The sequence below is a fragment of the Marinigracilibium pacificum genome, assembly GCF_012926615.1.
In the GTDB taxonomy this organism is placed as follows: Bacteria; Bacteroidota; Bacteroidia; order Cytophagales; family Cyclobacteriaceae; genus Mangrovivirga; species Mangrovivirga pacifica.
The window spans coordinates 80,021-94,458 of sequence record NZ_JABBNU010000001.1 but is presented as its reverse complement, the minus strand read 5'-3'; the positions used below and the strand labels follow the sequence as shown (position 1 = coordinate 94,458).

Genomic DNA, 14,438 nt, shown 5'->3' with positions numbered 1-14,438 from the left:
TATGAATATAAGATCAACCACCAAAGAAGATATATTATCTGCTGCGGAAGCAATCGGACCCTACATACATAATACCCCTGTGCTAACCAGTAAGTATATTAATGAACTTACAGGGTCTGAATTATATTTCAAATGCGAAAATTTTCAAAAGATTGGTGCATTTAAGGCCAGAGGAGGTATAAATACAGCGCTATCTCTCTCTGAGGAAGAAAGAAGTAAAGGGTTTGCAACACATTCTAGTGGTAATCATGCGCAGGCAGTAGCTTATGCCGCACAAATACTTGGCACGAAAGCTTATGTGGTTATGCCCAAGAATGCTCCCAGTGTTAAAGTTGCTGCGGTTAAGGGTTATGGAGCAGAAGTGATATTATGTGAACCTACTTTGGAGGCTAGAGAAACTAATCTTGCCAGAGTAGTCGATGAAATAGGAGCCTACTTCATACCTCCATTTGATCATGAAAACGTAATTATTGGCCAGGCAACATGCGCTATGGAACTAATTGAAGAAGTACCGGGTCTGGATGCTTTAATTGCGCCTGTTGGTGGTGGAGGACTTTTGGCAGGAACAATTTTATCGGCGCAACTTTTTTCATCAGGGATAAAGGTTTATGCGGGAGAACCTGAAGGTGCAGATGATGCTTATCGATCTTTAAAGACAGGTATAAGAGTCAAAAGTCATGTGCCATCTACAGTTGCTGATGGCTTGATGACTACTGTTGGAAAAATAACCTGGGAAGTTATAAAAGATGGCGTTGAAGATATATTAGTCGTCAAGGATGAAGAAATACTTCGTGCTATGAAATTAGTGTGGGAGCGCATGAAAATTATTATTGAACCATCTTGCGCAGTTCCGCTGGCTGCGATTATTAAAAATCCTGAAGTATTTAAAAATAAGAAGGTAGGTATAATTCTAACAGGTGGGAATGTGGATCTTGAAAGAGATTATTTTTCCGATCTTAAATGAACGAGCCAGAACTAAATAAGGCCTTTTGTATTTTGCCTTGGATCCATTTCCATGTAGGTCTGCATGGAAGAGTTCAACCTTGTTGTATTGCTTCTAAACCACTGGGAAATATTAATAAAAATTCACTTGATGAAATCTGGAATGGAGATAAATTCAAGGAATTGAGATCGAAGATGCTTTCGGGCAAAAAAGTCAAAGCCTGTAGTGGTTGTTATAAACTAGAAGAAGGTGGAGCAGAGAGTCTCAGAATAGAAAACAACCGAAAGTTTAATAGGTATCTGGACCGTACTTTGGATACATCTGAAGGCTTTTTGAAACAAAAGCCTGTTTACTGGGACCTTAGGTTTTCGAATGTATGTAATTTTAAGTGCCGGACCTGCTGGCATGGGGCAAGCTCAAAGTGGTTTGAGGAGGCAAAAGAAAGGGGAAATACTGCTGCCGACCAGGCAATAATTAAAAACATTGAAAATGTAGATAAATTCTTTGAGCAGAATAAGACAATTCTAGCACAGGCCGATGAGTTTTATTTTGCCGGAGGAGAGCCTTTACTAATGGAAGAGCACTATCAATTACTTGATATGCTAATTGAAGGGGGTGCCCAACCTAAACTTCGATACAACACAAATTTGTCAACGCTTAAATTTAAGCAAAGAGACATTCTTGAAATCTGGAAGAACTTTAAAGATGTTGAAGTGATGGTCAGTGTTGACGGCATCGGAAAACATGGAGAAGAAATCAGAACAGGACAGGTATTTAGAGTGTTGGAAAGAAACATCAAAAGGTTGATTGATGAGCCTAATATAGAGGTTAAGCTCACACCTACAATTTCAACATTAAATGTTGATCATATTCCCGAAATATATAATTGGTGGATTGATATAGGAGGTAAAGATGTAGGCTGGTATATCAATATTTTACAGCGGCCTTTTGAGTATAATATTCAAAACATGAAGCAAGCAGAAAAGCAAACCTGTAAAGAATTATTAATTAGATATGCCGATATAAAAAGTAATCTAATTTTTTCCGAATCAGTGTTAAGTGTTATTAGCTATATGAATAAATAAAACGTATTGTTGAGGTTGATCAGCATTTATTTATAAATGATATATTAAATATTATATCTGAAGCTTTTTAATCGAATCAATCTTTTCTAATATTGCATATCTTTCAATAATTAGGATTAAAAATTTATCAACCAATTACAATTAACACAATGAAAAGAGTATTTTTTTTTTCATTTTGTCTACTATTGCTTGCATGTAGTCAGAATGAAACAATTATTACAAAACCAGATTTTGGCAGATCACAAGTTAGTTATCAAACGGATGCAAATTTAGATAGGATTAAATCTTCAATTGAGAATAAATATGAACTACAGCGAAATCAATCAGGATACTGGTGGTTAAGCTATTTAGATTGGAGTGATGTTCATTTAGTTGCAAATTCTGATAATAGCCTATTAACGTATACAATTCCGATTAGAAAATTTGATGATCAAAAATTAGATTATTTAATAATTAAAAGCAGGGAAACTGGAGAAAGAGCATATCTTTTTAGTTTAAAGCCGGATGTTGAATGGGCGACAAAAAATTATAGTGGTGATTTAAGTGATTTCACAGGATCTGTGGAAGTGAATTCACTAGATGGCGAGCTTCTTATAAGTTCAACATATACTAAAGGAGAATTAATTTCAAATCAAAATAATTCTGTAAGTAGATTAGTATGCGAACCATGGATACTAATTGAATGGACAGAAGCCTGTGTTGGAGACAACTGTTCTGTTACTGAGATTACTGTTCAGGAATTTGATATATGTCCTCCAGATAATAGCCCTGGTGGTGGAGGTGATGAAGTTGAAGAGTTAGGTGATCCTCTAGGAGGTGGTGTTCCAAAAACTAGTAGTGATCCTTTAGACAAAGACAGAATTCCTATCGATGGATCTCTTGATTTATGTCTCGAAGGGTTTAGTGAGAGTTACTGTGCTGATATGGAAAAGCAAAGAAGGTTAGATGCATTAAAAGATGCTTTAGCTGAGGATCCATATTTGTTGTTAGATATTGATTGTGATGAATTAAAAGTAAAGTGGCTTGGATTAGCTGATCATAAACCCAATTCAAAAGTACTTGAAAGAGTTGAAAAACTAAATAAAGAAGGTTATGATATTGAAATGCAATATCTTGAAGATGCAGATGGTGCAGTGGTAAATATGGATTATTTTCCAGTACATATTGATAAGCTTCCTAATAACCCAGCAACAGGAGATAGCTTTACTGGTAAGGAGTTTTTTGAGTATATCCGAACGAATTTTGCAGATATTTGTTTTAGTAATAACTCGAATTTTGGAGCATATAATGATGTGGAAATGACGAAGTGGGAAGGCTCAGATTATTTGGGTACTGTGATGAGATTTGATATTAAGTTACGAGAACCTTATTTCGGTATTCAAATTGGACAACAAGACGGTTCAGTTCTTTGTACAGATCAACAAAATCAAACTTGGGTTTTCTCAACAATATATACAAAGCAAGATTATAGTCATCCAGTTAGTGGGAATAGAGAATTTGGTTTGATAACTAATCCGGATGGTACATATACATTTTATACTAGTGGAGTAGATAGGATAGCAGAATGGACAGACGATATGATTGGAGATATTATGGAGTATTCTGCTTTTGATGGAGGCGAAGAATTATGGAGTTCCCTGCAGGAGAACCTTGTAAGTTGGATTAATGATCCAGAAAATGAAGGAAAATCTGAGATAATTGATTCCATCATTAAAAGAATTGACAGTACCGATTTAGAATCTTTTTTAAATGGTGAGAAATCGATTTCAGAATTAAAGTGTAAAAATTAAATAATTATAAAAATGTTGAAGCGTGCGGTATATACCAGTTTATTGTGGTCTCTAGCTATCATTACTATAGGGACGACTCTTATTGTATTTGATATAATTCAGCCACAGGGATATATTCCATTACTTAACCCTCTTGCTTTATTTGTACTCACTTATTTGTTTTATTTTGCTGCAGTTTATATTCATTTGATTTTGATGAAGAAATTTAATTGGAATAAATGGATTACAGCATCTATTGGGGTATTTGTCATATATTTAATAATAATAACCCCTCTGATTTTAGATGATGATTATTTTAAAGATTTAGATTGGAGGGTACCATTCTTTCTTATAACTCAAATTGTATTATTAGTCTTTTTCGATTTCCTGGTAGCGAAAATATTTATTAAAAAAACCTGAATAATTATTAATATTTGATAAACCTGGATTAAGAAAACACATATTTAATCCAGGTATATTTTTTTAATATAGACAGCTTACTTGATTTTTATTTTATCCTCTGTTATTAGGAGTTTAGCGACAGCTTAACTTTAGGCTTTAAAAAAGAAAATCAGGGATTGTATCCCGGTCAATTAAAAAAGTTTGTTTCTCTATAATAGTGAGCCAGAGTTAAATGATGTTTGTTAGTCTAAGCATGTCCGAGTCACAGACTCTGCATTTCATACAAAAGTTTGAAGTTGTCCTGCGGAACACTCCAAACAGCGGAGGGATATTTCTATTTCAGAATTAGGATGTGATTAACTTGACAACAGATGAAAAATTTAAAAATAGCCTTTTTTACTAGTCTAATTGTATTTGTGTTTCATTACTTAGCAGGTATTGTTTTTGTTCATATAATGAATCCTGATGGAGTTGTATGGATGAATCCGTTTTTAATGTTTTTATTTTTATTTTGGGTTTATTTTTTAATAGCCTTTATATATGTCATTATTATAAATATTACCAAAATTGATAAATGGCTAATTGCCTCAATTTTGATGTTAATAGCACTTTTTGGGATGTACTTTCCTTTTATTATTGAAGGTACATTTATAAGAAATTTTATGTGGAGAAGTGTTGTATTAATAATAATAACCATCCCGATATTGGTTTTTTCATCAAAATTTATTCAGAAAAAATTAGATAGTTGAATAAATATAAATCTATTGTATTTCTTTAAATTCTTAACAAAAGGACTTTTAAGCCCTATGTTAACTTGATAAACTATTTATGCTTTTTGTCAAAACCATTTATAATCAATGAATTTGCAAGAACAGGAGATGAAAATTAGAAGATAGTAATAAATCCTGATAGATCAGAAATAGGATGCAAATGAGTTTAGAAGTATTAATATTTTGGGCCTATTTATTGGGAGTTTTAGTTTTCATGTTCTCTTTTATAGCTGGAAGATATTATGGGTATTTTTTGTCTTATCCTTTTTTTATATCAGGATTAGTTTCAATATTTTCTGTTTTAACTCTTACAGTGATGTTTTATAAAAAGGATATATCTAAGAGGAATTTAGTAACTGTTTGGTTAAGTTTTTCTGCTATTATTGCGACAATGTCAATTCTTTTAAAGTTCTTTTGATATTAAATTCTCCATGAGATTACATTAGGAACATTTATAAAATTTAACTTTTATAAAGACATAGGTAGAACTATTATTGTTGAATGTTGATATAATTTCATTATAATAGAGAATGACCTGTAAATATACCTTCCTAGTGTTTTTTTGCTTTCTGATTTGTTGTAATCCGACAGAAAAAACGGGGAAAACAATTGAGGTAAAATCTGCAAAAGTTAAATTTCAGATTCCTGAATATTATGCAGCATATAAATCTGGCTTGAACGAAGAGCTTGACTTTAGAATGCAGGCATTTTTAAAACAATTTAAGGGTACTGAAAATTCTCCGGTAGTATTTGTTGACTCTAATGACCATAGAAACACAATTGTCTTTTTTCCATGGAATGAATACATAGATCTTAATAGCCGGGTAGCGGGAATCTATCTGGGCTTGTTAAATCAACAATTCAGAGAAAATGTAAATAGCATGGCAACAAGCTATAATCTGCTTGAAAGAAAGCATTATGAAGGTAATTCTCAACTTGTGAAAATTAAATATGAGGTAGATTATGATAATCAGGTGCAATACTCAACAAACTACCTTGTTTCAGTTGGCAACCGAACTTTTGCAATTTATCATAACACATACAATTTAGGAGAGGATTTGGAAGTGAGTATTTTGGCACTTAAAGCGCATTAAAAAAGCCATGACAACTTGCCATGGCTTTCTATTTTTTTAAACTAATCTTAATTAGTTCTCATTCTCTTTTTTAAACTTATCAAATGCTGATTCAAGATCTGCACTTGGGAATGTATTGTTAGTAGGCTCAACATCAGCAAGCTCTCCTTCCGGATCAAATACTAGTTTTGCTACTTCTTTTTCTTTTACAAATACCTTAGACACTTCGTTTTCATTACGTCTCCAGATCTCTGCAGGAATAACTTCTTTCTCAGTTGTGCCATCAGTATAATGCCACTCAAGAATTAAAGGCATTACCAGACCACCTTTGTTTGAGAAAGTCACCTCATAGAAATTTTTGTCTTTAGCCTTCGCTACTACTTCACTGTCATCAACACGGTTTTTGAATTCTCCATAATACTGGTCAGGAGTTTCAGTAATAGTAAAGAAAGACGGACCATTTTCAAATGAGTTATTTTTATTCTCCCCTCCTGGTTCAGCAGAAGCCTGCACGTCTACCTGGTTTTCAAGAACTTTTTTGTCCTCAGTATACTTATACCACTTTACATTATCAATTGAAATATCTACGTGATCGATTGAGTAGAACCAGCCTTTCCAGAACCAGTCAAGGTCAACAGCAGATGCATCTTCCATCGTTCTGAAGAAATCTGCAGGAGTTGGGTGTTTGAAAGCCCATCTTTTTGCATATTCTTTGAACGCATAGTCAAATAACTCTTCTCCCATGATTGTTTCACGAAGCATTACAAGTCCTGCAGATGGTTTGCCATAAGCGTTATAACCAAATTGAAGGATATTATCAGATTGAGTCATGATAGGTCTGATAAATTCTTTGCTACCTTTCATGTAGTTAATCACGCCTTCAGGAGTACCCCATGTTAAGTCAAAATCTGAATAATGTTCTTTAAGAGTAACATGTTCCATAAAAGAGTTAAGACCTTCGTCCATCCATGTCCACTGACGCTCATCAGAGTTAATGATCATTGGGAAGAAGTTGTGTCCAACCTCGTGAACAATCACACCAACCATTCCTTCTTTAGTTCTTTGTGAATAAGTACCGTCTTCAGAAGGACGACCATAGTTGAAACAGATCATCGGATATTCCATACCTTGATTTGCAGCATGAACAGAGATAGCTACCGGATAAGGATAGTCTATTGTGTGCTTGGAATATGTGATCAATGTATTTTTTACCGCTTTAGTAGATTCTTCTTCCCAAAGTGGATTACCTTCTTTAGGGTAGAAAGACATTGCTAGAGGAGTTTTATCTCCTACTTGTACCGCTTGCGCGTCCCAGATGTATTTTCTTGAAGAAGCAAAGGCAAAGTCTCTTACATTATCAGCCTTGAAAACCCAGGTCTTACTCTTTGTTGCTTTTTCCTTTTCGTTTTCTATAGCTTCTTCTTGAGTTACAATAATAACTGGCTTGTCAAATGACTTTTTAGCCTTTTCAAATCTTTTTAAATGTGTTTTAGATAAAACATCTTTAGCATTTTGTAACTCACCGGTTGCAGCTACGATATGGTCTTCAGGAACAGTAATTTCTACATTGAAGTCACCAAATGTTAGGGCAAACTCACCTCTTCCAAGGAATTGTTTGTTTTGCCATCCTTCGAAATCACTATATACAGCTACACGAGGATACCACTGAGCAATAGTATAAGCATAGTTTCCATCTTCAGGGAAAAACTCATAACCACCACGGCCATCAACATACATTCTGTCATAGATGTTATAAGACCAGTCAATGTTGAAAGTAAATGTATCTCCTGTAGATAATACTGTAGGAAGATCAATTCTCATCATTGTACCATTGATTGTATGATTAAGGCCATTACCATTTTGATCGGTAACTTTTGTAATCTTATAACCTCCTTCATATCCACTAAACTCTGTTGAAGCCTTTAGCATTTTAGAAGGAATTTGTGACCCCATTCTTTGTTTTTCAGTTTTAGAAGCTACACTTTCAGGAGTTCTGATGTTTTGGTCTAATTGTACCCATAGGTAGATCAATGGGTTTGGAGAATTATTATAATAAGTAATAGTTTCCTCACCAGTCAATACCTGTGTCTGGTCGTTAATGGAAACTTTAATGTTATAATCAGCTTTTTGCTGCCAGTAATCCGGTCCTGGTGCTCCCGAAGCAGTTCGGTATACATTAGGAGAAGGCAGCATAGTTCCAAGTTGTTCAAACTTCCCTTCGTACTTTCCTTGTGCAGATGCTATAAATATCGAAAGAAAAGTAAGCGCTAGTATGTGCAGTCTTTTCATATTATAAGTTTCAGTTTACACAAATGTAAAAAAAAGGCCGGAATTTCCGGCCTCTTTTATATAAACGTTAATATCATTATTTAATTGGTTCCTTCTTTAAATTTATCGAAGGCAGACTTAACATCTTTTCTTGGGTAAACGTTGTTTTCAAGCTCTGTATCTGCTGTCTCAAGATTCGGGTCAACCGTGATTCTTGTTACTTCTTTTTCTTTTACAAAAGTTTTAACAGCTACATTCTCATTTCTTCTCCAGATCTCAGCTGGGATCTTCTCGATTTCTGTTGTGCCATCAGCGTAAGTAAACTCAACGATAATAGGCATAACAAGTCCACCTACATTTGAGAAAGTTACTTCGTAGAAGTTTTTATCTTTCGCTTTAGAAACGATTTCGCTGTCATCAACTCTATTCATGAATTCTCCATAATATCTGTCTGGAGTTTCTGTAACAGTGAAGTACAGAGGATCACTTTCAAATGCATTAGCTCCATCTGTTGCGGTTCCTGCTTCCTCGCTTGAATTAGCACTTACTTGATTTTCAAGAACTGCTTTATCTTCAGTGTACTTGTACCATTTTACATTGTCTACTGAAATGTCAGTATGGTCAGTTGAGAAGAACCATCCTTTCCAGAACCAGTCAAGGTCAACTGCAGAAGCGTCTTCCATTGTTCTGAATAAGTCTGCTGGAGTTGGGTGTTTGAATGCCCATCTTCTAGCATATTCTTTAAATGCATAATCAAAAAGCTCTGGCCCCATTACTGTTTCACGAAGCACATTTAAAGCAGTCGCTGGTTTAGCATAAGCATTGTTTCCAAACTGAAGAATTTGCTCAGAGTTTGTCATGATAGGTCTGATAAATTGCTTATCACCTTTCATATATCTTACAATGTTAGCTGCCGGACCTCTTCTTGAAGGGAAGTTGTCATACTGTTCAACTTCAGTTCTGTATTGTACGAAAGTGTTTAATCCTTCGTCCATCCAAGTCCACTGACGCTCGTCAGAGTTAATGATCATTGGGAAGAAGTTGTGACCAACCTCATGAATGATTACACCGATCATTCTGTATTTTGTTGATTCAGAATAGTTACCCTCTTCATCCGGACGACCGAAGTTGAAACAGATCATAGGATATTCCATACCTATTGAAGCAGCATGAACTGAAATTGCAACCGGATATGGGTAGTCAATAGTGTATTTAGAGTAAGTTTCTAAAGTTGCTTTTACAGCTTTAGTAGACTCTTGCTCCCAAAGAGGATTACCTTCTTTAGGGTAGAAAGACATTGCTAAAGGAGTCGTTCCGTTTGGTAATTTAACTGCTTGCGCATCCCACATGAATTTTCTTGATGAAGCAAATGCAAAGTCACGAACGTTTTCAGCTTTGAATGTCCATGTTTTTGTGTCATTAGCTTTTTCTTTTTCATTTGCGATAGCTTCTTCTTCAGTTACGATGAAAACAGGCTCATCAAATGATTTTTTAGCTTTCTCGAATCTTTTAGCTTGCTCTTTAGTTAGAGCGTCTTCAGGATTTTGAAGAGTACCAGTTGAAGCTACAATGTGATCTGAAGGAACTGTGATTGATACTTCATAGTTACCAAATGGAAGAGCAAACTCACCACTTCCTAGAAATTGTTTGTTTTGCCATCCCTGGAAGTCACTATAAACAGCCATTCTAGGGTAGAACTGTGCAATAGTATAAAGGTAGTTATCATCTTTAGGGAAGTACTCAAGGCCTGAACGACCACCACCAGTCATACGGTCATTAATGTTATACGACCACTCAATGTCAAAGATGAATGTATCGCCATTATTCATTACTGCAGGTAACTCAACTCTCATCATTGTTTTATTGATGAAGTAGCTAAGAGCTTTACCTTTTGAATCGGTTACAGATTTAATTTTGAAGCCACCTTCAAATTCATCTGCTGCAATTCCAGGAACCCATTTAGAAAATAATGAGTCTCTCATCCCTCCTGTAGATACTTTCGGAGTATTTGATTCCGGAGATCTTACATTTTGGTCAAGCTGAACCCATAGATAGCTTAATGGGTTTGGTGAATTGTTGTAATAGGTAATTGTTTCTTTTCCAGTAATGGTCTGCTTATTGTCATCTAATGTAACATCGATGTCATAATCAGCGCGCTGCTGCCAATACTCAGGTCCGGGAGCACCCGAAGCCGTTCTGTATACATTTGGCGAAGGCAGCATTGTTCCCATTTGCTCAAATTTTCCTTCGTATTTCCCCTGGCCAAATGAGATGCCATAAAGAAAAACCAAAGAAAATAATAGAAATACTTTCTTCATAATGTATTGTTTATAGTTTATTTACTTGTATATATTAATTACTACGGTAATAAAAATGTTACGGCTATTCCTGCAATGGCTGAAGAGATTATTAAAACCCAATCTCTTCTTTTTACACCGGCAAGATCTACAAATAAAGATGTAGCCAGTAACACAACAAAAACAACTATTATTTGACCCACTTCCAAGCCAATATTAAATGCAAATAATGGTCCAATAATAGACTTTTCTCTTCCTAATATTGTTTTAAAATAGGTGCTAAAACCTAATCCATGAATTAATCCAAAAAACAAAGCAAGAACAGAATTCATGCTTATAAGCTTCTTGCTATCAGAATATTTTTTTCTGAATAAGTTAGCTACTGCGGTGATGAGAATAGTCAATACAATAAGCTTTTCAATTTTTTGGTGATCATAGTCAACTACATTAAATGCTGATAAGGCCAATGTAATGCTATGCCCTATTGTAAAAGCTGTAATCAACACTAAAACCCTTCTCCAATCTCTAAACACAAATATTATTCCGAGAGCGATCACAAACAAAATATGATCATATCCGTGAATGTCTAATATATGCCTGAGGCCCAGCTCAAAATAGAGCAAAAAGTTATCCATAAATAAAACAGGTATATTTTTTGTGACTCCTTAAAAGTTCAATATTAATAAACTATAGTAACTTTACATATATAAACGATCTAATATGACGTCAAAAATATTATTAACGGTAATTATTTCAATTTTTTCAAGCCTACATCCATTTCACGTAAGTGTGACTGATATTGTTCACAATAAGGATGAAAAATCTTTACAAATTACTTCAAGGGTATTTTTGGATGACCTTGAGTTAGCTTTAAATGATCTTACAGGACAAACTTTAGATGTTATTGTTTTGTCAAAGAATGGTGAGCTTGATAAGATACTTAAACCTTATTTTTTGAAAAATTTCAAGCTTAAAGTTGATGATGAGAATACTTCATTAAGTTATCTTGGGTCTCAAATAGATCAGGATGCGTTGATGGTTTTTATTGAAGTAAATAATGTTGAACTTGTTTCAAAGCTCTATGTTAGCAACACATTGATTTTTGAAAAGTATGATGACCAGTCAAACATTGTTCATTTCAACTATAATGGTAAGGTAACAAGTGAACGACTTCATGCCGACAAGCCATTTGTAGTCTTTGAAAGATAAAATGTCTGTTTAGGATTATATTAATAATGTGTGTTTTTGTATTTTGATGGTTCAAATCGAAATCAAAAGCACATGGTAAAACAATTCCGACTAGTTCTACTTTTAATTCCGGTTATTTTTGCCGGTTGCTCAACTACTCATACCAATTCTTCAACTTCACAAAGTGATTTCAGCGACAGTCTGGTAATAGTTGATGGTTTTTTAAATTATCATATAGATTCTGAGAATCAAAAAGTCTATCTGAAGATTGATCATTATGATAGTCTTTTCTTATATATAAATTCTCTCGCAGCGGGTGTTGGATCAAATGATATTGGTCTCGATCGTGGTCAGCTGGGAAACTCACGAATGGTAAAGTTTAGTAAATATGGCAATAAGGTTTTATTAATTGAACCTAATTCAAGTTATATAGCTGATACTGATAATATCCTGGAAGAAAAAGCTGTTGAGGAGGCATTTGCAAAGTCTGTTTTGGCATCTTTTACATTAGAAAAAAAGAAATTTAGCAGTATCGGTGGTGATTGGATTGATATAACAGATTTTCTTACCCGCGATTCACATGGTATCTCAAAAACGCTCAAAAATCAGGGGCAGGGAGTTTATGCCCTGGATAAACAATCTTCTGTCATCATCTCTGAAAACTGTTTTAATTTCCCTCAAAACACAGAATTTGAAACCATGCTTACCTTTAGAGGGGAGCCGAAGAAATATGAGATAAGAAGTGTAACACCCTCACCTGATGCTGTTACAGTACAGGTAAGAAATAGTTTTGTAGCATTGCCGGATGGCAATTACAAACCTGTGAAGTTTCATCCGGGAAGTGGGTATTTTGATTTGACCCGGTATAATTACGCCACTCCTATCGATCAGCCGGTGAAAGAAAGGTTTATCACTCGTCATCGTCTTGAAAAGAAAAACCCGGAAAAGGAAAAGTCTGAAGCTGTAGAACCTATAGTTTATTATCTTGATGCGGGTACTCCCGAGCCGGTACGCTCAGCATTGCTTGATGGTGCCAGGTGGTGGAATCAGGCATTTGAGAGTGCTGGATATATTGATGCTTTTCAAGTAGAAATACTTCCTGATTCAATCCATCCTTTAGATTGCCGCTATAATGTAATCCAGTGGGTACACAGGTCAACAAGAGGTTGGTCTTACGGCATGACTATTCCTGACCCGAGGACAGGTGAGATAATTAAAGGAATGGTTACATTGGGGTCGTTACGAGTAAGACAGGATTTTTTGATTGCCCAGGCATTAGTTCCGGCATATGGACTAAATCCAAATACAGCACCACACATGGCCCTTGCATTGGCAAGAATAAGGCAATTATCAGCACATGAAGTTGGTCATACTCTGGGGTTAGCACATAATTATGCCTCCAGCGCCTATGGGCGTGAATCAGTTATGGATTACCCACATCCGTATATTTATCAAGATAGTAAAGGAAACTTAAAGTTTGACTCCGCCTATGATGTTGGAGTTGGAGAATGGGATAAGGTAGCAATTAATTTTGGATATGGAGATCATTCAGAAAGTGAAAGAACATCTATAATCACTTCTGCTGCTTCAAAAGGAATATACTTTCTTTCAGATCAGGATGCCAGACCGATGTATGGAGCACATCCAAGTACCCATTTGTGGGATAATGGAACCAGGGCTGATAAAGAGTTAATCAGAGTGCTCAACATAAGGAAAAAGGCATTATCCGATTTTGGAGTAAATAATCTGGCAGATGGCCGACCATATTCAGATCTGGAAGAAATTTTAGCACCATTATACTTTTTTCATAGGTATCAACTTGAAGCTGCTGTAAAAATAATTGGAGGTGTAGACTATAGGTATAGTATTAAAGGAGAAGGAAACGTAGTTAATTCTCTTGTTGCACCTGAATTACAAAGGGAAGCATTAGGCGCAATTTTACAAACCGTGACCTTGGAAAACCTGCAGCTTAATGAGGAGATATTAAAAGTAATTCCTCCAAAATCATATGGAGATTATAAAGGTAGAGAATCATTAATAGGAAAGACCGATCCGGTACTTGATCCGGTAAGCATAGCAGAGTCTGCATCGTCATATACCTACGGGGCATTATTAAATGCTCAAAGAATGAACAGGCTCGCAATCCAAAGTAGTATGAATGATGAGCTGTTTTCTGCAGTTGAGTTAATGAATATAGCTTATGATAATTTGATTAAAGAGTTAAATGAAAATTCTCTGGGTGATCAGATAATTTATTCAGTTAGACATCAGTTAATTAGAAATGTGATAATGCTGGCAGAAAATTCAAGTAGCTCAGTAACAGTTAAATCAGATTGTATTTCATTTTTAAGTGCTATATCTAACAGATTAGGGAAATCTAAAGTGTCTGAGGATAAATTTCTCAAATTGACAATAGACAGGTATCTGAATGGAGAAAAACCAGAAATAGAGATTAGTCCTACGAAGATGCCAGATGGGAGTCCAATTGGTTCAGGATTAATGTGTTATTAATTGTTTAAAAGACTCTTTTCAAGAGTCTTTTTTTATTGTATTTTAAATTCTGCAGGTTTAGTTAACAAAGCATGTTTATCCTTAAAGCAATTTTAAACAGCTATTAACATTAAGATAATATTCAAATAGGAA

Annotated in this window: 11 protein-coding genes; 8 read left to right on the top strand and 3 right to left on the bottom strand. The window is 35.0% G+C overall.

Annotated features, from left to right (window positions below; genetic code table 11):
* Position 1 precedes the first annotated feature (1 nt).
* The 6 genes from HH304_RS00450 to HH304_RS00425 all read left to right on the top strand — a co-directional run bounded on the left by HH304_RS00450 (position 2) and on the right by HH304_RS00425 (position 6,063).
* Complete coding sequence (locus HH304_RS00450) at positions 2–964, top strand: threonine ammonia-lyase (RefSeq protein WP_169677477.1); 963 nt, start codon at positions 2–4, stop codon at positions 962–964.
* A complete protein-coding gene (locus tag HH304_RS00445) occupies positions 961–2,028 on the top strand; it encodes a twitch domain-containing radical SAM protein (protein ID WP_169677476.1) in 1,068 nt (355 codons plus the stop codon). The genes HH304_RS00450 and HH304_RS00445 overlap by 4 nt, the downstream gene beginning before the upstream one ends.
* A gap of 149 nt (positions 2,029–2,177) precedes the next feature.
* Positions 2,178–3,818, top strand: a complete 1,641-nt coding sequence (locus tag HH304_RS00440) for a hypothetical protein (RefSeq protein ID WP_169677475.1) — start codon at positions 2,178–2,180, stop codon at positions 3,816–3,818.
* A gap of 12 nt (positions 3,819–3,830) precedes the next feature.
* Entirely contained in the window at positions 3,831–4,217 is a 387-nt protein-coding gene (locus HH304_RS00435; RefSeq protein ID WP_169677474.1) for a hypothetical protein, read from the top strand.
* A gap of 353 nt (positions 4,218–4,570) precedes the next feature.
* Positions 4,571–4,948: a hypothetical protein gene (locus HH304_RS00430; RefSeq protein WP_169677473.1), complete on the top strand. Its 378-nt coding sequence runs from the start codon at positions 4,571–4,573 to the stop codon at positions 4,946–4,948.
* Between the two features lie 551 nt (positions 4,949–5,499).
* Positions 5,500–6,063, top strand: a complete 564-nt coding sequence (locus tag HH304_RS00425; protein WP_169677472.1) for a hypothetical protein — start codon at positions 5,500–5,502, stop codon at positions 6,061–6,063.
* A gap of 51 nt (positions 6,064–6,114) precedes the next feature.
* Here HH304_RS00425 and HH304_RS00420 read toward each other — a convergent pair whose 3' ends face one another.
* The 3 genes from HH304_RS00420 to HH304_RS00410 all read right to left on the bottom strand — a co-directional run bounded on the left by HH304_RS00420 (position 6,115) and on the right by HH304_RS00410 (position 11,242).
* On the bottom strand, positions 6,115–8,331 hold the full coding sequence (locus HH304_RS00420; protein WP_169677471.1) for a M1 family metallopeptidase: 2,217 nt from the start codon (positions 8,329–8,331) through the stop codon (positions 6,115–6,117).
* Between the two features lie 80 nt (positions 8,332–8,411).
* On the bottom strand, positions 8,412–10,628 hold the full coding sequence (locus HH304_RS00415) for a M1 family metallopeptidase (protein ID WP_169677470.1): 2,217 nt from the start codon (positions 10,626–10,628) through the stop codon (positions 8,412–8,414).
* Between the two features lie 41 nt (positions 10,629–10,669).
* Positions 10,670–11,242 (bottom strand): HupE/UreJ family protein, encoded by a 573-nt coding sequence (locus HH304_RS00410; protein WP_169677469.1) that lies wholly within the window; start codon positions 11,240–11,242, stop codon positions 10,670–10,672.
* Positions 11,243–11,327: 85 nt separating this feature from the next.
* Between HH304_RS00410 and HH304_RS00405 the strand changes: the two genes are divergently transcribed.
* Both HH304_RS00405 and HH304_RS00400 read left to right on the top strand, forming a co-directional pair.
* On the top strand, positions 11,328–11,816 hold the full coding sequence (locus HH304_RS00405; RefSeq protein WP_169677468.1) for a DUF6702 family protein: 489 nt from the start codon (positions 11,328–11,330) through the stop codon (positions 11,814–11,816).
* Between the two features lie 72 nt (positions 11,817–11,888).
* Positions 11,889–14,306, top strand: coding sequence for a zinc-dependent metalloprotease (locus tag HH304_RS00400; protein WP_169677467.1), 2,418 nt, complete (start codon positions 11,889–11,891; stop codon positions 14,304–14,306).
* Positions 14,307–14,438 lie beyond the last annotated feature (132 nt).